This is a genomic window from Pseudomonas sp. 5Ae-yellow, from assembly GCF_014077575.1.
Taxonomy (GTDB): Bacteria; Pseudomonadota; Gammaproteobacteria; order Pseudomonadales; family Pseudomonadaceae; genus Halopseudomonas; species Halopseudomonas neustonica.
Map to the genome: position 1 here is coordinate 52,840 of NZ_JACGWE010000012.1, position 17,758 is coordinate 70,597.

The 17,758-nt window shown below is 55.1% G+C and carries 15 protein-coding genes and 2 pseudogenes; 7 read left to right on the forward strand and 10 right to left on the reverse strand.

The window, feature by feature from the left end; all coding sequences use genetic code 11:
- Position 1: 1 nt before the first annotated feature.
- Positions 2–586 carry an electron transport complex subunit RsxA gene (gene rsxA, locus H4J77_RS09650; protein WP_083726308.1) on the reverse strand — a complete coding sequence of 195 codons (585 nt, stop codon included), beginning with the start codon at positions 584–586 and terminating at the stop codon, positions 2–4.
- 118 nt (positions 587–704) lie between these two features.
- Complete coding sequence (gene metG / locus H4J77_RS09655; RefSeq protein WP_182248096.1) at positions 705–2,756, reverse strand: methionine--tRNA ligase; 2,052 nt, start codon at positions 2,754–2,756, stop codon at positions 705–707.
- Positions 2,757–2,960: 204 nt separating this feature from the next.
- On the opposite strand from metG, the gene H4J77_RS09660 reads away from it, so the two are divergent.
- Complete coding sequence (locus tag H4J77_RS09660) at positions 2,961–4,499, forward strand: MFS transporter (protein ID WP_182248098.1); 1,539 nt, start codon at positions 2,961–2,963, stop codon at positions 4,497–4,499.
- A gap of 126 nt (positions 4,500–4,625) precedes the next feature.
- Positions 4,626–5,768 carry a glutathione S-transferase family protein gene (locus tag H4J77_RS09665; protein WP_182248100.1) on the forward strand — a complete coding sequence of 381 codons (1,143 nt, stop codon included), beginning with the start codon at positions 4,626–4,628 and terminating at the stop codon, positions 5,766–5,768.
- 18 nt (positions 5,769–5,786) lie between these two features.
- On the opposite strand, the gene H4J77_RS09670 is transcribed toward H4J77_RS09665, so the two are convergent.
- Positions 5,787–6,500: an ABC transporter substrate-binding protein gene (locus H4J77_RS09670; RefSeq protein ID WP_220469315.1), complete on the reverse strand. Its 714-nt coding sequence runs from the start codon at positions 6,498–6,500 to the stop codon at positions 5,787–5,789.
- 567 nt (positions 6,501–7,067) lie between these two features.
- Here H4J77_RS09670 and H4J77_RS09675 point away from each other — a divergent pair.
- Positions 7,068–7,556 (forward strand): DUF1456 family protein, encoded by a 489-nt coding sequence (locus tag H4J77_RS09675; protein ID WP_182248102.1) that lies wholly within the window; start codon positions 7,068–7,070, stop codon positions 7,554–7,556.
- 18 nt (positions 7,557–7,574) lie between these two features.
- Positions 7,575–7,928 carry a YkgJ family cysteine cluster protein gene (locus H4J77_RS09680; protein WP_182248103.1) on the forward strand — a complete coding sequence of 118 codons (354 nt, stop codon included), beginning with the start codon at positions 7,575–7,577 and terminating at the stop codon, positions 7,926–7,928.
- A 198-nt stretch (positions 7,929–8,126) separates the two neighbouring features.
- Here the strand turns inward: H4J77_RS09680 and H4J77_RS09685 are convergent, their stop codons facing one another.
- The gene (locus H4J77_RS09685) at positions 8,127–8,735 is read right to left on the reverse strand and encodes a phosphoribosyltransferase (RefSeq protein ID WP_182248104.1); all 609 of its coding nucleotides are present in this window, start codon (positions 8,733–8,735) and stop codon (positions 8,127–8,129) included.
- Positions 8,736–8,797: 62 nt separating this feature from the next.
- Between H4J77_RS09685 and H4J77_RS09690 the strand changes: the two genes are divergently transcribed.
- On the forward strand, positions 8,798–9,361 hold the full coding sequence (locus tag H4J77_RS09690; protein WP_123890919.1) for a phosphoribosyltransferase: 564 nt from the start codon (positions 8,798–8,800) through the stop codon (positions 9,359–9,361).
- Between the two features lie 16 nt (positions 9,362–9,377).
- Here H4J77_RS09690 and H4J77_RS09695 read toward each other — a convergent pair whose 3' ends face one another.
- The 4 genes from H4J77_RS09695 to H4J77_RS09710 form a co-directional block, all read right to left on the reverse strand.
- A complete protein-coding gene (locus tag H4J77_RS09695; RefSeq protein ID WP_182248105.1) occupies positions 9,378–9,806 on the reverse strand; it encodes a hypothetical protein in 429 nt (142 codons plus the stop codon).
- Entirely contained in the window at positions 9,806–10,375 is a 570-nt protein-coding gene (locus tag H4J77_RS09700; protein WP_182248106.1) for a type VI secretion system amidase effector protein Tae4, read from the reverse strand. The genes H4J77_RS09695 and H4J77_RS09700 overlap by 1 nt, the downstream gene beginning before the upstream one ends.
- Positions 10,376–10,954 carry a PAAR domain-containing protein gene (locus H4J77_RS09705; RefSeq protein ID WP_182248107.1) on the reverse strand — a complete coding sequence of 193 codons (579 nt, stop codon included), beginning with the start codon at positions 10,952–10,954 and terminating at the stop codon, positions 10,376–10,378.
- A 330-nt stretch (positions 10,955–11,284) separates the two neighbouring features.
- Entirely contained in the window at positions 11,285–12,967 is a 1,683-nt protein-coding gene (locus tag H4J77_RS09710; RefSeq protein WP_182248109.1) for a methyl-accepting chemotaxis protein, read from the reverse strand.
- A gap of 451 nt (positions 12,968–13,418) precedes the next feature.
- Here H4J77_RS09710 and H4J77_RS20335 point away from each other — a divergent pair.
- Both H4J77_RS20335 and H4J77_RS20340 read left to right on the forward strand, forming a co-directional pair.
- Positions 13,419–14,096, forward strand: a pseudogene (locus H4J77_RS20335) (PAS domain-containing protein); the annotation flags it as partial.
- An 81-nt stretch (positions 14,097–14,177) separates the two neighbouring features.
- The gene (locus tag H4J77_RS20340; RefSeq protein WP_259364798.1) at positions 14,178–14,633 is read left to right on the forward strand and encodes a methyl-accepting chemotaxis protein; all 456 of its coding nucleotides are present in this window, start codon (positions 14,178–14,180) and stop codon (positions 14,631–14,633) included.
- 107 nt (positions 14,634–14,740) lie between these two features.
- On the opposite strand, the gene H4J77_RS09720 is transcribed toward H4J77_RS20340, so the two are convergent.
- Positions 14,741–16,078 carry a DUF1329 domain-containing protein gene (locus H4J77_RS09720; RefSeq protein ID WP_182248113.1) on the reverse strand — a complete coding sequence of 446 codons (1,338 nt, stop codon included), beginning with the start codon at positions 16,076–16,078 and terminating at the stop codon, positions 14,741–14,743.
- A gap of 426 nt (positions 16,079–16,504) precedes the next feature.
- Positions 16,505–17,758 (reverse strand): annotated as a pseudogene (locus H4J77_RS09725) (DEAD/DEAH box helicase); the annotation flags it as partial.

Below are 17,758 nucleotides of genomic sequence, written 5' to 3' on the forward strand. Positions count from 1 at the left end.
CTTACAACCTTATCAAGCCGGTGAAGCCCATAAAGGCAAGGGACATCAGGCCGGCTGTGATCATGCCGATGGCGGCGCCGCGAAAGGGCGTGGGCACGTCGGCAATGGCGATGCGCTCACGCAGGCCGGCAAACAGAATCAGGATCATTGAGAAGCCAATTGCCGCGCCCAGACCGTAAGTCGCCGATTTCATAAAGGTCTGTTCGGCGCGGTTAGTGTTCAGCAGAGCGACGCCCAGTACCGCGCAGTTGGTGGTGATCAGCGGCAGAAAGATACCCAGGACGCGGTACAGCAGGGGGCTGGTCTTGTGCACCACCATCTCGGTGAACTGCACCACCACCGCGATCACCAGAATGAAGGAAATGGTGCGCAGAAATTCCAGGTCCAGCGGGACCAGAATGTACTGAAACGTCAGGTAGCTGAGGATGGAGGCCAGCGTGAGCACGAAGGTGGTCGCCGCCGACATACCAATAGCGGTTTCCAGCTTGCCGGAGACGCCCATAAACGGACAGAGGCCGAGAAACTGCACCAGCACAAAGTTGTTGACCAGAATGGTACTGACCAGAATGAGGGCAAATTCAGCCATGTTCCCCAACCCCATGTGTGGAATGCTCGGCGAGCCGCTCTAATGGCAGCTGCGCCTGATTCCGGCTAATCCGGGCGGTCTGCAGACCGCCTCTGTTTATGCTTGTCGCACTATTGAATTACTTGACGCGCTGCCCTGGCTTGGCGCCTTCATCGGGGCTCAGCAGGAAGATATCTTCGCCACCGGGGCCCGCTGCCAGCACCATGCCTTCCGATACGCCAAACTTCATCTTGCGCGGCGCCAGGTTGGCAACGTACAGGGTATGGCGGCCTTCCAGTTTGCTCGGGTCAGGATAGGCGCTCTTGATGCCCGAGAACACGTTGCGCTTGGCGTCGCCGATATCCAGCGAAAGGCGCAGCAGCTTGTCGGCACCTTCAACGAACTCGGCCTTCTCGATCAGGGCTACGCGCAGGTCAACGGCGGCGAAGGCATCAAACTTGATCTCGGCTTCCAGCGGCTCTTTCGTCAGCTCGCCGTTGCCCGCAGGCGCAGCCGTGGCTTCGGCCGCGACGAGGTCTTCCTTGGAGGCATCGATCATGGCTTCAATTTTAGCCGGTTCAATGCGTGCCATCAGCGGCTTGAAGGCGTTCAGCTGATGATCGGCCAGCAGATTCTGGTGATCGTCCCAGCGCAGCGGTGCGACATTCAGGAAGGCCTCAGCGTCGGCAGCGAGATGCGGTAGTACCGGCTTGAGGAAGATGATCAATTGACGGAACAGGTTCACGCCGAGCGAGCAGATGGCCTGGACTTCGTCGTGTTTGCCTTCCTGCTTGTTCAGCGACCAGGGCGCCTTGTCTGCAATCCAGGCATTGGCCTTGTCAGCCAGGCCCATTATTTCGCGCATGGCGCGGGAGAAATCGCGCTTCTCGTAAGCGTCGGCAATCAGCGGTGCGCCGGCGGAAAAAGCCGCGGTCAGTTCAGGGGCTGGGTTGGCATCGACCATCACGCCGGCATTGCCCTTTTGAATAAAGCCCGCGCAACGACTGGCGATGTTTACCACCTTGCCGACCAGGTCGGAGTTGACCTTCTGAATAAAGTCGTCAAGGTTCAGGTCAAGGTCTTCTACACCACGGCCCAGCTTGGCCGCGTAGTAGTAACGCAGGTATTCCGGGGACAGATGATCCAGATAAGTACGGGCCTTGATAAAGGTGCCGCGCGACTTGGACATCTTCTGCCCGTTCACCGTCAGGTAGCCGTGTACGTTGACTGCCGTAGGCTTGCGGAAACCTGCACCTTCCAGCATGGCCGGCCAGAACAGGGTGTGGAAGTTAACGATGTCCTTGCCGATAAAGTGATACAGCTCGGCGCTGGAATCGGCATTCCAGAAGGCATCAAAACTCAGTTCAGGGCGACGCTCGCACAGGTTCTTGAAACTGGCCATGTAGCCAATGGGCGCGTCCAGCCAGACGTAAAAATACTTGCCGGGCTCGTCAGGGATCTCGAAGCCGAAGTAGGGCGCATCACGGCTGATATCCCACTCGTGCAGGCCGCTGTCGAGCCACTCGGCGATCTTGTTGGCAACGGCTTCCTGCAGGGTGCCGCTGCGCGTCCACTGCTTGAGCATGTCGCTGAAGTCTTGCAGACGGAAGAAGAAGTGCTTGGAATCCTTCAATACTGGCGTGGCGCCCGAGATAGCAGAGCGCGGGTCTTTCAGCTCGGTCGGCTCGTACGTGGCACCGCATTTCTCGCAGTTGTCGCCGTACTGGTCTTCTGCGCTGCACTTGGGGCAGGTGCCCTTGATGAAGCGATCGGCCAGAAACATCTTTTTCTCTGGATCGAAATACTGCGTCACTGAACGCGTGCTGATGTGGCCTGCCTCTTTCAAGCGGCCATAGATCAGCTCGGAGAAGTATTTGTTCTCCTGCGAATGAGTCGAGTGATAATTGTCGAAATTGACCAAAAAGTCGGCAAAGTCAGCGGTGTGCTCGGCCTTGACGTTGTCGATCAACTGCTCAGAGGTAATCCCTTCCTTCTCGGCGCGCAACATGATGGCGGAGCCATGGGCATCATCGGCGCAGACGTAAACTGCCTGATTACCGCGCAGTTTCTGGAAGCGAACCCAGATGTCAGTCTGAATGTACTCAAGCATGTGCCCCAGATGGATCGAACCGTTGGCATAGGGCAGGGCGCTGGTAACGAGGATCTGGCGAGATGGGGCGTTGCTGGACATGGGTTCTCGGCTTCTGTTGGATGGACGGAATAAAGCCGGACATGATACCTGTTTGGCGCGCGGGGGTCATCAGGCAGCGCCAGAGAAGGCGCCCATAATGACATCAGATACCGCCAATCTGTTCTGTAAAGCAAGTTGGCAACTGTACCTTGCTGGTGACGGGTGCTGGCGGTATAAGAGGCGCTCGAAAAAGGACGCTTAAACATGACCACCGCACAGCAAATTGATTCGTACGCCGAGCAACCCGCCAGCCGCCGTGAGTGGCTGGGTCTGGCTGTCTTGGTGCTGCCGACTCTGTTGCTGGCGCTGGACATGACGGTGTTGCATCTGGCGGCGCCTCGGCTGAGTGCCGACCTGCAACCAAGTAGCTCAGAGTTACTGTGGATTCTGGATATATACGGCTTCATGGTTGCCGGCTTTTTGATCACCATGGGCACGCTGGGCGATCGCATCGGCCGTCGGCGCTTGCTGCTAGCCGGCGCGCTGGCATTCGGCGTGGCATCGGTGGCGGCTGCGTTCGCAAGTTCTGCTACTTCCTTGATTATCACCCGTGCTTTGTTGGGCATCGCAGGCGCGACCTTGATGCCGTCTACCCTGTCCTTGATTCGCAACATGTTTCATGTCGAGCGCGAGCGCACGCTGGCTATTACGGTGTGGATGACAGGGTTTATTGTTGGGAGTGCCATAGGTCCACTGGTGGGCGGCGTGATGCTGGAGTTTTTCTGGTGGGGCTCGGTGTTTTTGCTTGGCGTGCCGGTGATGGCATTGCTGCTGTTGATGGGGCCGTTTTTATTGCCCGAGTGCCGGGACGAGAACGCAGGGCGGTTGGACGTGGTCAGCGCGCTGCTATGCATTGTGGCGCTGCTGTTGGTGATTTATGGGCTTAAGGATACTGCTCGCGATGGGCTTAATCTGGGGGCATTGCTCGCCGTAGTACTAGGTCTAGTGGTGGGTACTGTGTTTACCCGTCGTCAAAGCCGATTGCCCGATCCCATGCTGGATTTGACGCTCTTTAGTCGGCGCGCCTTTACGGTGTCTATTTTTGCCATGCTGATGGCTATTTTTGCGCTTTCCGGCGCCTGGCTGATGATTTTCCAGTACCTGCAAGGGGTTGCTGGCTTGAGCGCACTGGAAGCCGGGCTGGTCATGTTGCCCGCGGCTATTTTGCAAACGGCTGCTTCACTGGTGGTGCCCAGCTTGTCACGCAAGCTAAAGCCCTCTGTATTCACGAGTCTTGGTTTGTGCGTATCGGTTATTGGATTTTGTGTCTTGCTGCTGGTGCAGGGTCGCGATGGCGTCGCGTTGATGGCGCTGGGTACCATGCTGCTTGGTGTGGGTATCATGCCGGTGATGATTATGGGTACCGATCTTGTGGTGAGCTCGGTACCGCCGGCCAAAGCGGGCGCGGCGGCTGCAACCTCCGAGACCGCTGCCGAACTGGGCATGGCGTTGGGTATCGCGGTTATTGGTAGCGTCGGCGCGGTCATCTATCAGCAGTACATGGCGGCGCGGCTGCCTGACGGTCTGACGCCTGATCAGATAGAGATTGCCAGCGATACCCTGGGTGGCGCGCTGGCAGTGATCAAGCAGCTACCACCCGACACCGCGCAAGCGCTGTTGATCGTAGTGCAGGACGGCTTTGCCTCGGCTCTGCATGTTAATTCGCTGATCGGCGCGGTCATCATGGCCAGTGCCGCAGTGCTGACGGCAACATGCCTGCGTCAAGTCAGGCTGGAAGGCTAGCTGCCCATTGCTTGAGTGTCAGGCCTGAAGCGGTTTCATACTTGAGGGGTTGTGATTGCCGTGCAACCCCGATAGTTTTCCAGGATCGTTTTCTAGTCTGCTCGCTCAAATAACAATGGACACTACATGCCTAACGAACACACTCCCTATACGCTTTATGGCTCGCCGCATTCACTGTATACCGGCAAGGCGCGGTGTTATCTGCGTAATCAGGGCATTGACTATGTTGAAGTGTCGCCGTCGCACCCGGACTTTGCCACCCGCATTCTGCCGCAGATCGGTCGGGGCATCATACCGGTGCTGGAAACGCCAGACGGCCGCGTGATTCAGGACACCATCGATATCATCGACTTTTTTGAGGGGCAGGGCGTCCCTTATCCGGCATACCCGAGTACACCGTTGCAGCATAGTCTGGCGGTGATCATTGAGTATTACGGTGGTCAGGCGATGCTCAAGCAGGCGATGCACTATCGCTGGTCCTACCGCGAGCAGCAGGAAGCCTTTCTGCGCCATGCCTTTGCAAGTAGTTCAGGCGCCGTCATGGCAGAGAAAATCATGGGGCGAATGAACTCCTATCTGCCGCGTCTGGGCGTCAATCCTGACAGCGTTGCCTTGATCGAGCAGTCCTTTGAGACGCTGCTGGATTTACTCGACGCGCATTTTGCCGAGTTGCCTTATCTATTGGGTGGTCGTCCTTCCATTGCCGATTACGGCCTGATCGGCCCGATGTTTGCGCATTTGGGGCGTGATCCGGTGCCTGCTGGCATCATGAAGAAACGTGCGCCAAGAGTGTACCGCTGGGTAGAGCGCATGACGGCACCTGGACTGGATTTAGTCGATTATCCCGACTGCCTGGCTGAATTCTGGCCGCATGACGAGATACCGCCAACGCTGGAGCCTGTATTGCGGCATATCGCGGCAGATATATTCCCCGAGTTGACGGATAAGCTCGCCTTTCTTGATGCCTGGGTAGCGCGCCGGCAGCCAGCGCAGGGTGAGCCGGTTACCGACAAGCCACAGGTGCGGCAGGTCGGACTGGTTGAAACTGAATATCAGGGTGCCCCCGTCGAAGTCGGCGTCGAGCCTTATCTGCTATTTGTGCTGCAGCGCGCGGCAGATCTACTGGCAACGCTCCCGTCAGCGCATGCGCAGGCAGTCATGGCGCAATTGCAGCAACTGGGGCTGGCCGCTGCGATCCCTGCGGTCAGTAGCTACAGGGTAGAGCGCAGCAATAACATCGAAGTATGGGCGCTGCCGACAACGGGGTGATCAGCGCTGTGAAATAGGTCAGTGCTCGGGCTGACTGTCTTGTTGCTGGCTAGCGACATAGCGCTGATAGGCGGCATCCAGGTTGTCGGCAATCTGCTGAGCGTCAGGGTTGCGCCGTGATACGACAAATACTAGCGGCCATTCGCCGAGCTTATCGCAATGGGTTTGTTGCAATGGGTAGTTTGCCAGACTTTCCTGCATTGGATGGCCGTAGCTGATCAGGTACTCAGCACGGCCGGTCGCCAGCAATTGCATGGCGGCCGTATGGTCCGGCGCTACAATCGGTTGGTGGGCTGCTCGATCGAAGACGGCTTTTAGTTGGCCGCGATATGTGTAGCCACGGATTAGCACCAGCTGTTTATCTATCAAGTCTTCAGTGCTGGTGAGCGGTGTACTGCCTGAGAACGAAAAAGCGCACAACTTCACGTTGTAATCCAGTGGCTTGGATTCCAGGGTGAAATCGGCTAGTGCTGGCACGTGCTGCGAACCGGGCCAGAGGTCAATATTACCGTTACTCAGGCTGCGGTAGATTCGATTGATCGGATAATTGATCCAGTGGATTCGATAGCCACTATCCGCTGCCAGCTCGTTGGTCAGTTCAATGATGCTGCCTCGGGCGTTGCCCTGTTCATCGGTGTAGGCCATCGGCGGGAAGGTAAGGTAAGCGGCGTTGAGCAGCGGTAAGGGTTCCTCGGCGCTGACGGAAGTCGGGTAGCCCAGTATGAAAAACAAGATGGCTATCGCTGGAAACTGAGGACCAAGCTTAAGCAATTGATACATCGTCATATTATTATTTTTTATTGGTTTGTGTTCAGGGCAGCGAATCAAGACTAGCCGGGTTTTTGAGTCGGGTCGAGAGCGCGCGGTTTACAGGCGTACTTTTAATGGTTGAAGCGCCCGCGGATAAGGAAAATATTCGTACCGATTTTCGCGCGCAAGTTCGACGCTGTTGAGCATGATCGGGGGCTAAGCGAGCTTGAGTCTCACCTGAGTTTACCGCTCAAGGCGCCGGCGTGTACCGGACTTGGCGCTGGCTTGAGGTGCAAGGTTAGTGGTGTAATGTCATCCGCATCAGCATCTAGCTCCTCGCAAGAGGGGATAATCCGACGCCACACTACAAGCAGGCGTCGTTTTTTTATGTTTACTGAGCAGCTGTTGCTTGCCCAAGTGGCATCGCTGGGTTCTCAGGCTTGAGTCGATAATGAGCGTTACTTCTGGTATCCGGTTGTAAAGGCTATTTTGACCCTGTCTGCGATAGCAGAGAACATGCTGAGCTTACCTAAGACTAGGGATCGTATTTTGACCAATAATGATATTTTGCGCCGTATCCGTTACACCTTCGACATCAAAGACGCCGCCATGGCAGATATTTTCTCTTTGGCGGATGTTGAGGTTTCCCAAGAGCAAGTTGCTCACTGGCTGAAAAAAGAAGAAGACACAGCGTTCGTTAAGTTGAGCGACAAAGAGTTGGCTGTTTTCCTTAATGGGTTTATCAACTTCAAGCGCGGCAAGCGTGAAGGCGCGCAGCCAGTGCCGGAAGATCGCTTGAATAATAATATGGTGTTCCAAAAGCTGCGCATTGCGCTTAATTTAAAGGCTGAGGATATTCTTGATATTTTTCAATTGGTTGAGTTTCGTCTGAGCAGTCATGAGTTGAGTGCTTTCTTTCGTAAGCCAGGTAATAAGAATTACCGCGAATGCAAAGACCAGATTTTGCGCAACTTCTTGCTGGGCGTTCAATATCAACTGCGTCCCCAGGACAAGCAAATAGACTCCGAGTTGGAATGAGCTGAAGGTGCGGTGAATATGAAGTCTAACGGCGAGATTATTGCGCGACTGCGCGAGCAGATTCCGACCTTCGAGTGCGTGCCAGGCTGCCATGACTGCTGCGGTCCGGTAACGACTTCTTCTGAAGAAATGTCGCGCCTGCCGGTGAAGTCCGACGCCGAGCATGACGCCGCGCTGAATGAACTTAACTGCGTACATCTAGGGCCGCACGGTTGCGAAGTTTACGCAGAGCGGCCCCTGATCTGCCGGCTGTTTGGTACCACGCCGCGCATGCCTTGCCCCAATGATCGTCGGCCCGAAACCATGATTGATCAAAAAGTAGAGTGCCAAGTGCATCATTACATCGCCACTACGCGGCAGGTGCTGGTGTAAGTAGATAAAACGTCATTTTACTGCAACATCTGGAGCGTTTTTCGCTCCCGTTACGGCTGCACAGATACCGGCTGAAATGAACAAAGCCATGCCTTTAGGGAATAAGCAACCAGTTGCGCGGTGGTAACAGTGACGGGTTAGCTAGCGCCCTCGTAGAGCAGGTCAACGCGCGGCCGTTTAGGTCGCGCGCCTACCGGGTTACTTGACTGAATCCAGAATAGGGCTCAGATAGGGTTTGTGTTCATCAATGTCTGCACGGGTAAGGCCGTTCATCTCATAGGGGAATACGAGCCAGTCTTCGGTGGTATGCAGGCAGAAGTCGGGCTTGACTCCGGTCTGGCCTGCGCCCAGCCGCTGATAGAGGGTGGCAATACGCGTATCTTTGGGCATGTTGCGCTTCAACTGGCCGCTGAGTTTTTCCAGCACTGCGGCCATGCTGTGACCGGTACCAAAGGCGTCATCGACAATCAGCAGGCGATCATCCTGGTTGATGTTGTCGAGCAGGTAGTGGGTGCCGTGCACGCGAATCTCTGACTGGGGCGAGGCGATCATGGTGTCGTAGTGCTCCATGCCTCGGTACGAGGTGCGCAGCGCGATGTGATCGGTTTTTACACCCAGCGTCTGCAGGCATTCCTGTACGTAAATACCCACGGCGCTGCCGCCGCGCCATAGGCCGACGATGAAGTTTGGGCGAAAACCGCTCTCAAAAACCTGTACGCCAAGGCGGAAGGCATCTTCAATAAGCTGGTTCTCGTCGAGGAAACGGCGAGTGCGAGTGGGTTTTTGTGTGGCGCTGGGCTGGGTCATGGCTTGCCAGAAGGCTCCGTCAGGTGGGAATATGTCGCGAATTCTCAAACGCTAACGGTCTTATGGCTGATAAACAATACCTCAGTGCACAAAGTCTGCTCGAAGATGCTTTTCATCTTGGCGCGCAGATCCTGAATTCGGACTTTCGTCCGACCTTTATTATTGCTGTGTGGCGCGGTGGCGTACCCATGGGCATAGCGGTGCAGGAGTTCCTCGACTACCACGGAGTGCACACCGACAACATTGCTATCCGTACGTCGTCGTACCACGGCATTGACCAGCAAAGCCGCGAAGTCCGTGTGCATGGCCTGAATTATCTGGTCAAGCATGTGACCCATCAAGACTCACTGCTGATTGTTGATGATGTGTTTGATACCGGTCGCTCGGTTGAGGCCATCATCCAGGAACTGAAGAACAAGGCGCGGCTGAATACGCCCCATGATATTCGCGTGGCGGTGCCGTATTACAAGCCTAGCCGCAACGAGGTGGAGTGGGAGCCGCATTTTTACCTGCACAGCACAGATGCCTGGCTAAAGTATCCGCATTCACTCGAAGGCTTAACGGCTGATGAGATCGCGGCCAACCGCCCAGCGCTATATGAAATTCTAAAACCGCATCTGAAGTGAGCAGCTAGCTCGAAGGCTATTTTTCCGGGTTGCTGATGTAATCGTCCTGGCCATGAATAAAGGCGCTGTACTCAGCCGAGTTGTAGATGGTCAGGCAGGCAATCATGGGGTTTTTACGTCCTTGTGATTGAGTCTGGGCATCGGTATTTGGGTAAGCCTCGACGATGAAGTCCTCAGTGGCTTGATAGGGGTCGTGGGTCGCGTCCAGGGTATCTTCGTCTTGTTGTATAAAGTGCGCCCCCCTGCCCATGTAGTGATAGGCACCGCTCGCAGCGGCCAAGTCGTCATCGAGCTGCTTGCTATCCTGGTATGCAGCGTCCAGACAGTGCACAAAACCATAGTTTTTAAGAGACGTTCTGGCTTGCTCTATGGTGGCTGCAAAAACTGAGGGTTGGGTCGCGATCAGAGCGACAAATATAAATCCGCTGATAGTGAACTTTTTCACTACTTTAGCTCCCAGTACAAAATGTGTTTAGGCGAGACTGCAGGGCTGTCGAAGGCATGGCTCTGAGGATTCTGGTAATCACTGTCATCGCCGGTAGCAACGCCATCCCAGAGCGTGACATGGCCCGACGCATCACTCCAGCCTTGAACCTCAATGACAATCAAACCCTTCAGGCCGTTTAGTTGATCGTGCTCTGATGGAGCAAGAGTCTTGTCGGGCGCTCCCCAATTATGGCGGACGAAATTGATTACATCGTTGACCCGCAGAATATAAGGCAGGCCATCTGCACCTTTGGCGCGATATATATTGGTGCCCTGGATGATGGTGCCTTTGGGTATGACGTACCCGCCGTAGTTAAAGCCGCGACTCATGCGCAGAGCGCAGGCGTTGGTGTAGTCCGCGGGCCTTGCTTGTCTTAGCTCGGCTACGTTTCCGCCAACCAAATCGTAAACTTGCTGATAATCCTTCATGCCTACTTCGTAGTAAGCGCGCCACAGTGCTTCGAATTCAGGACGGTTGATCTGTATTTCGGTGCTGGCGCCGCCAGCTGAGGCGGTGAGAGTAGTCATTCAAATACGTCCTTGTAGGTGCACATCATGCGATTTCAAGGCGTTTTGAATGCAGACCTTGCCATTGGCATCAACGACGCCTTGTAGCCTTTGCGAGCTGGCACCTTCCAGGGTTATTTCCAATGTTTCGCCTGGTTGGTAGCCCACTGTCTCGGCATGTAGGTTCATATCAGTATAAAAGCGGGACGCGTTTTGCAGCGGCGTCTGCTTATCGCCGTGACTCCAGTAAATCCGGGTAACCGATTTTTTGGAAGCGCCTGGTGAGCGTAAAGCGGTTTGAGAGCTTTGCTGTGCAGACCCCTGGCTACCTATGCTGATGGTGCCCTCGGCGATCAATACGTTTGAATGTGGCGGGCAGCCGCAAGCAATATAGTCGCCCGCTCTTGCCGCCAGGCCAGCCGGCAGCATAACGCTACGCGGACCTACGGGTATGATTTCACCAATGCCTTTTTTGCAAGCGGGGCAGGTCGCCTTATGGCCTATGGAGCTGGCGACCAGGCCATCGAATTGAAGTCCTGTGTTGCCTTCGACAACAACACCGCCAGTTGAGGTTTTTGAGCCAATACCGATTCTTAACATGCAGATGCCAACTGATTGCAGTGACTGTGGATACGTGGTGAGAGTTGATTTCGGTTTATACGCGCATTGTCTTATAGCGAAAAGGACGGGACTAAAAATCTGTAGAGGGTGTCACGGTCAGTTTAATATTAAGGCTGTTTGCTCGCGCACGGCGAAGCCAGGCCAATAAACCAAAAGCTACACCGGAGTGCACTCAAAACGTGGTTTTTTGGCATGTTGAATTGTTTTTTGGGGGGGGGCACCAGCGCTGAAGTGGTGCTGATGCAGTGGGTACCCATCGCCGGTGTGCCTGCTGCTGGGATGGCAGTGGCACACCGACTGGGGCGCCGCTCAGACCTTGAACTGACGCACCAAAGTACCGAGTCGGTCACCCAGGTCAGACAGGCTACGTGCCGTATTTGCGCCCTGACGAGTCTCTTCGGCGACGCTCTCTACCGCCATCGCGATCTGATGCACGCTACGATTAATCTCTTCTGCTACTGCCGTTTGTTCCTCTGCGGCACTGGCAATCTGCGCGTTCATCGAATTAATGGTGCCGATCAGACCGGCAATGGCATCAAGCGAGGTACCTGCCTTGTTTGCATGCTCGCTGGTCAGTTCGCCGCTGTCACTCGACTGGCGCATGGACTTGATCGCGCTTTCTGTACCTTGCAGGAGGCGGTCTGTCATGCTCTGGATCTCTTCGGTACTGGTCTGGGTGCGGCTGGCCAGCGCGCGCACCTCGTCCGCTACCACGGCAAAGCCGCGACCTGCTTCACCGGCACGAGCAGCCTCAATGGCTGCGTTGAGCGCCAACAGGTTGGTCTGGTCTGCAATGGAGCGAATGACCCCCAATACGCTGACGATTGACTGAACATCTTCATTCAGTTTGTCGAGTGAATTGCCGCTTTCACGGATTTCCATAACCAGCGAGTGAATCTGAGTGATGCTGCCATCGACCACGCGCTTGGCATCCTGACCCTCGCGATCGGTCTGCTGGGCTGCCTCTGATGCTCCCTGGGCGCTATGCGCAACTTCATGCGCTGCTGAGGACATCTCATTGATCGCCGCCGCCACCTGATCGGTCTCCTGGCGTTGCTGCGACATGGCCTTCTCGGAGCGCTGTGCCTGCTCTGTAACTTCTGCAACCAGTTGGGTGAGTTGGCCGGTCATTTCTACCGTTTGGCTCACCAGCCCGTGTACTTTTTCGACGAAACGGTTGAACGCGGTTGCCAGGTCGCCAAGCTCATCATTACTGGTGACCGGCAGGCGATGCGTCAGGTCGCCATCTCCTTGTGCGATATCGTCAAGATTTTGCTTGATACGGATTAGCGGGCGCAGCAGGGTGTTCGCCATGGTTACACCGACAACACCAAAGATGACCAGCAGCACGGTAGCAACCAACAGGATACTGGTGATGATGTTCTCGATGCGCTGGTCTATAGCTTCCTGCACTTCTGCTACCTGGGTCTCGATCCCGTTCAGGTTGACGGCCGTGCCGACCGCCATGTCCCACTTGGGCAGGTAAAAGCTGTAGGCCAGCTTGGGTACGGTAACGGCCTCGTTGCCAGGTAAGGGTGAGGAGTAGTTAACGTAATAGGTGTTGTCTTTTGCGACCCTGACCAGCTCTCGGTTGGTGTATACGCCATTGGGGTCCTGGCGGTCATTTAAACTAACGCCTACGTCCTTTGAACTGGTGCCGCGAAAGAGTCGTACCACGTTGGAGTCGTGACCAAAAAAGTAGCCGTCTTCGCCGTATGTAATCTTGGACAGGATGTCGATGGCTTGTGCTCGCTTCTGCATGTCACCTTGAGCTGATTCCTCGTAAAGCGTCTGAACCGAGCCTATGGCTATCTGGGAGTAGTTTTCCAGCAAGGTACGGCTCTCTTGCATCAGGCGCTCACGTGTCTCTGCTACCTCTTTTTCCGCCAGATTCTGCAGGATCTTGACTGCAGCTCCACTGATGACCAATGCAAACAAAACGATGGGAATAAGGGCCAGCAGCACCACTTTGGTTTTTAACGTCAGACGCATTAGTTTCTCCAAGACAGGTCGGCCGCGCTGAGGTAAAGCACGCGCGTCTGATGTCAGTATCGACCAGAAAATCCAAAAACTGTAGTACTGCTGCGACATTTCAAAGCCAAACAGAGCTGGTAAGGGGGTTGCAGGTTTTCAGGTGCGCAGGTTAGCGCCGCCGACTGAGTATCTGCGTTGCCGGGCATCCTGCTCAGCGAGTAGTCGACATCTCTTTGGTGTTTCTTTCACACCAGCAAAGTGGTCATATGTGCCGCATTTCTGTACCAAAGTTGGACAAAATATTTTTATTGTACAACTAGTGTGGTTTTGAGAGGATGCGCTAGTGGCATTCTGCCAACGCTAAAGTAGAGTTTTTACTATGTTCAATGCAAAGCTAAAGAGGATGTACAGCTCTCAAGGACGAGAGTTGGCTGAAAAAAAGGGCCAGCTGGAAGCCTTGAAAGCGCATATGGCTTTCATTGAATTTAATCCGCAGGGTGTCATTACCGATGCCAGTCCGCTATTTCTGAATCTAATGGGTTATTCGCTGGATCACATAGTCGGTCAGCATCATCGCTTATTTTGTTCGGCAGATGATGTGGCCTCGCCAGCGTACCAAGGGTTCTGGTCAGAGCTGGCAAGAGGTAAGGCCGTTTCAGGCACATTCAGACGCCTCAAAAAGAGTGGTGAGGCAGTGTGGCTGGAAGCGAGCTACATCCCGGTACTGGATGAACAAGGGCGTTGCCTCAAGGTGATGAAGGTCGCCGCCGACGTGACTGCAGAAAAAAAAGAATCGCTGAGTAAAGAAGCACTCGCTGCAGCGTTAGACAAGTCGATGGCGGTTATCGAGTTTAGCCCCAGCGGTGAAATAATTACGGCTAACCGCAATTTTCTGCAGGTGATTGGCTATTCGCTCGAACAATTGCGTGGGAAGCATCACAGAACGCTTTGTACTGACGCCTTTTATCAGCAGAATCCGCATTTCTGGTCGGCGTTGGCCAAGGGCGAGTTCAAGTCCGGGCAATTTCAGCGCTTGAATAGCCGCGGCCAAGTAGTCTGGCTTGAGGCAACCTACAATCCGGTATTTGATGACACTGGCGAGGTATTCAAGGTGGTCAAGTTTGCCAGCGACATCACCGAGCGTATTGAACAGGCGGCGGCGGTGCGTCAGGCCGCCGAGGTTGCCAGCAGTACATCGGAGGAGACCGCAGCGATTGCGCAGCAGGGCATGAAGTCGTTGCAGACGGCGGTCGATACATCTGCGCGTATTGCCGCTCAGGTGTCCGAAGCGACGAGCCTTATCAAGCAGCTAAACGCGCAGTCGAGGAATATTGAAGAGATTGTGGCGACTATCTCGGGTATTGCAGATCAAACCAATCTACTCGCTCTTAATGCGGCTATCGAAGCTGCCCGCGCCGGTGAGCAGGGTCGTGGCTTTGCGGTGGTAGCTGACGAAGTGCGGCAGTTAGCTGCGCGTACCAGCAAATCAACGGCGGAAATTGCCGGAGTAGTGCAAAAGAACCGCGAGCTTACCAGCAAGGTAACGGAGACGGTGCATTCGGTTAGCATTACCGCAGAAGAGGGGAGTCAGCGCACGCACCAGGTTTCGTCGATCATGGAGGAGATATACCAGGGCGCAGAGAACGTTTGTCGCACAACTTCAGGTCTGGTTAGCGTCAAATAATCGAGGGAGATGACGCAGGCCTGAGTTTGTACGGTTAACGTGTATTTAAACTCAGGTCTGCGTTTTACGGCGGTTTTTGGTGCTCACAATCAGGATGCGGTCAGGGATCAGTTACCTTCGCGGCGCAGGGCCTGTGGTGAGAAATCCCGTGGATTGATGACGGCATCAAAGTTGTACATGGGCTCGTTGTTATCGAGGCCGTCTACAAAGTAGTTGCCGTCTTTGAGGTGGTAAAGCGTTTCCAGGGTGCTGCTAACCATCGGCACTTCGTAGTAGTTGATCGGATGAGCTTCCTGCAGGCCAATCAACTCACCATCGGCATCTCGCAGATCAACCGCAAGAATTTGCCAGCTATCTTCATCTATGTAAAAGCGCCGAGCAGCATAGGGGTGGCGATACCCGGTGCGCAGAGTAGCGTCGACGACCCATACTCGGTGCAGTTCATAGCGCAATAGCTCTGGGTTTAACGTGTCGGGCTGCACGATTTGATCGTACGGGATGCCTTTCTGGTGAACAGCGTAGCTGTTGTAGGGCACCAGCATTTCCTGCTTGCCTACCATGCTCCAATCATAACGATCAGGTGCGCCGTTATAGGTGTCCAGCACGTCGGCCGTTGCCAGATCACTGGTATCTGGCTGCACGGAATCATAGGCTAGTGTGGGAAGACGACGAACGCGGCGGTTATCCGGGCTATAGCGCCACGCTTTGCGAGTGGTCAATACCTGATCCAGTGGATCCTGAACAACCAGTGCGGTATTGGCCAATTTCGCAGGTGCGGTGACAACGTACTTGTACAGCAGCAATGTGTTGTCCAGCTCGGCAGTGGTCATGCCTTCGCGGTTATAAACGTAATAGATCTGGCGATCACGTTTGATCAGGTTGCTCTTGCCATTGATGACCACAGCCTGATTGTTGATGAAATGGTTTTGATCACCTTTGTAATGCAGGATGTGGTTCCAGATGGCCTCGATGCCGTCTTGTGGGATCGGGAAAGGAATGCCCGCAGCAGCGCCACGAATACCGTTACCGTTGGCAATCAGTTCTGCGCGGGTAGCGTTGGCTATGGTGGCATCGTAAATACGTTGTGGGGCGGAAGCGCTGCGTCGGCTGGGGAAGATGCGCATGGCGTAGTCAGGATGACGCTGCATCAGATCGACCAGACCAGCTGGTAGTTGAGCTTGATACTGCTCCACATTCTGCGCGCTGACCCGGTATAGCTCAGCGTCCGCTGCATAAGGATCTGGATGATGCATGCCGGGACTGTAGCTAGCGGGCGCAGTTACGCCACCGTTCCATGATGGAATAGTGCCCGCGCTATTGGCAGCCTGCTCAGCACCTAGAGGGGTCAAGTCTCGACCGAGGCGGTCGGCTTGCTGCTGATCAACTTTCGCGAATGACTGACCAGCGGCAACAGTCAGCAATACAGCTGCGAACGTCCTGTACATGATTTAGCTCCTTGCAACACGCCGGAAGACTGCGCGGCGGTAGTATGGAATTGATAGGGAGTGTCGGTAACTTATATTTCTTCGCGCGCGCGCGTGGCGTGATTGTAGCGCCAAACTGATCTTGCTGGCACCCAAGGTACAAAATGAAACAAAGCCTGATATCTCTCTGATCAAGCTTATGCGCTCTAATGTTGTGGCCAGTTTTGGCCAGATAACTTTGCATTCCGCAGCGATTGAGTAGGCCGGTGAGATGATCCTGCGAAAAGCAGGAACAGGGTATACCTGTCAGGTTGCGCTGGTCAGTCACACATTGTTGTATTTATGCAGCATTTGAATTCTGTTAAGGCTGCAGCTCTCCAATGGACCTCTGCACTCTTTTCTAGCCGGCCCACGACCGGAGCGAGAGCTTTGTCCCCGGGTTGATCAGGACTCGTCAAACCAGTTACCAAGATGGACCTTGTTTTTGCCGCCCGGCACCTTGGGTTTCTTTGGCTTCTTGGGTTTCTTGACCAGTTGGCCGCCAAGCCGGGTTTCAGGTACGCGATGCTCGGGTTTAAAGTCGCTGTGCTCACGCCGCTGTAACAGCTGTTGGATGAGGGTTTCAATTGCAGCCAGTTGCCTTATTTCGTCGGCACTAACCAGCGAGATGGCCTCACCGCTGGCACCTGCGCGGCCGCTGCGCCCAATACGATGGACGTAGTCTTCCGCGTTGATGGGCAGATCAAAATTGATCACCAGCGGTAGCTGGGCGATATCCAGCCCTCGCGCAGCGACGTCGGTCGCGATCAGCATGCTGACTTCATTATCTTTAAAGCGCGTGAGCGCTCTCAGCCTGGCTGGTTGCGGACGATCGCCGTGGATACAGTCCGCCTGCACACCTTGGGTTTGCAGTGCTTCGAGCAGCTGATCGACAGCCTTGCGTGTTTTAGCAAATACCAGCGTTTGCGGCCACTGCCGCTCGCTGAGCAGTTGCATAAACAGCTCGGTTTTGCGCTTCTTGTCGACCGGTATGATCCACTGCTCGACGCTATCGATTGCACTGTTGCGTGGGCTGATATCGATCGTCAGCGGATCGCGCAGCAAACCGTCGGCCATCTGCCTGATCAGGGCGGAGAAAGTAGCGGAAAACAGCAGGGTCTGCCGTTTGCGCGGCAGGGCAGAGAACAGTTGATCCAGCTCGTCGGCAAAGCCGAGATCAAGCATGCGATCGGCCTCATCCAGCACCAGAACCTGCAGCTGATTAAATTTGATCGCATTTTGCCGATAGAGATCGAGTAGACGTCCGGGCGTGGCAACCAGCACATCGACGCCTTTACGCAAAGCCATCATCTGTGGGTTGATTGAAACACCGCCATAAACGGCATAGCTGCGCAGCGGCAATTGCTCGCTGTAACGCTGCAGGCTTTGCAGTACCTGCTCAGCCAGTTCGCGGGTGGGTGTCAGTACCAGTGCGCGCACTGAATTGCTGGCGACTACAGATCCTTGCTGGGTCAGTGTTTGCAGTAACGGCAGGGCGAAGGCTGCGGTCTTGCCGGTGCCGGTCTGCGCACTGGCCAGCAGGTCGCGGCCCTTGAGGATGGCGGGGATTGCCTGCTCCTGAATGGCGGTTGGCGTGCTATAGCCGAGCTCTTCAAGAGTACGCTGCAGCGGGTCGATCAAACCGAGGGGGGCGAAAGTCAT

Coding starts and splice junctions, on each gene's coding strand:
- H4J77_RS09705 (WP_182248107.1), bottom strand. CDS start 10,954: ATGTTAAGAATCGGTATTGGCTCAAAAACCTCAACTGGCGGTGTTGTT.
- H4J77_RS09700 (WP_182248106.1), bottom strand. CDS start 10,375: ATGACTACTCTCACCGCCTCAGCTGGCGGCGCCAGCACCGAAATACAG.
- H4J77_RS09685 (WP_182248104.1), bottom strand. CDS start 8,735: ATGACCCAGCCCAGCGCCACACAAAAACCCACTCGCACTCGCCGTTTC.
- H4J77_RS09660 (WP_182248098.1), top strand. CDS start 2,961: ATGACCACCGCACAGCAAATTGATTCGTACGCCGAGCAACCCGCCAGC.
- H4J77_RS09690 (WP_123890919.1), top strand. CDS start 8,798: ATGGCTGATAAACAATACCTCAGTGCACAAAGTCTGCTCGAAGATGCT.
- metG (WP_182248096.1), bottom strand. CDS start 2,756: ATGTCCAGCAACGCCCCATCTCGCCAGATCCTCGTTACCAGCGCCCTG.
- H4J77_RS09720 (WP_182248113.1), bottom strand. CDS start 16,078: ATGTACAGGACGTTCGCAGCTGTATTGCTGACTGTTGCCGCTGGTCAG.
- H4J77_RS09710 (WP_182248109.1), bottom strand. CDS start 12,967: ATGCGTCTGACGTTAAAAACCAAAGTGGTGCTGCTGGCCCTTATTCCC.
- H4J77_RS20340 (WP_259364798.1), top strand. CDS start 14,178: ATGAAGTCGTTGCAGACGGCGGTCGATACATCTGCGCGTATTGCCGCT.
- H4J77_RS09665 (WP_182248100.1), top strand. CDS start 4,626: ATGCCTAACGAACACACTCCCTATACGCTTTATGGCTCGCCGCATTCA.
- H4J77_RS09680 (WP_182248103.1), top strand. CDS start 7,575: ATGAAGTCTAACGGCGAGATTATTGCGCGACTGCGCGAGCAGATTCCG.
- rsxA (WP_083726308.1), bottom strand. CDS start 586: ATGGCTGAATTTGCCCTCATTCTGGTCAGTACCATTCTGGTCAACAAC.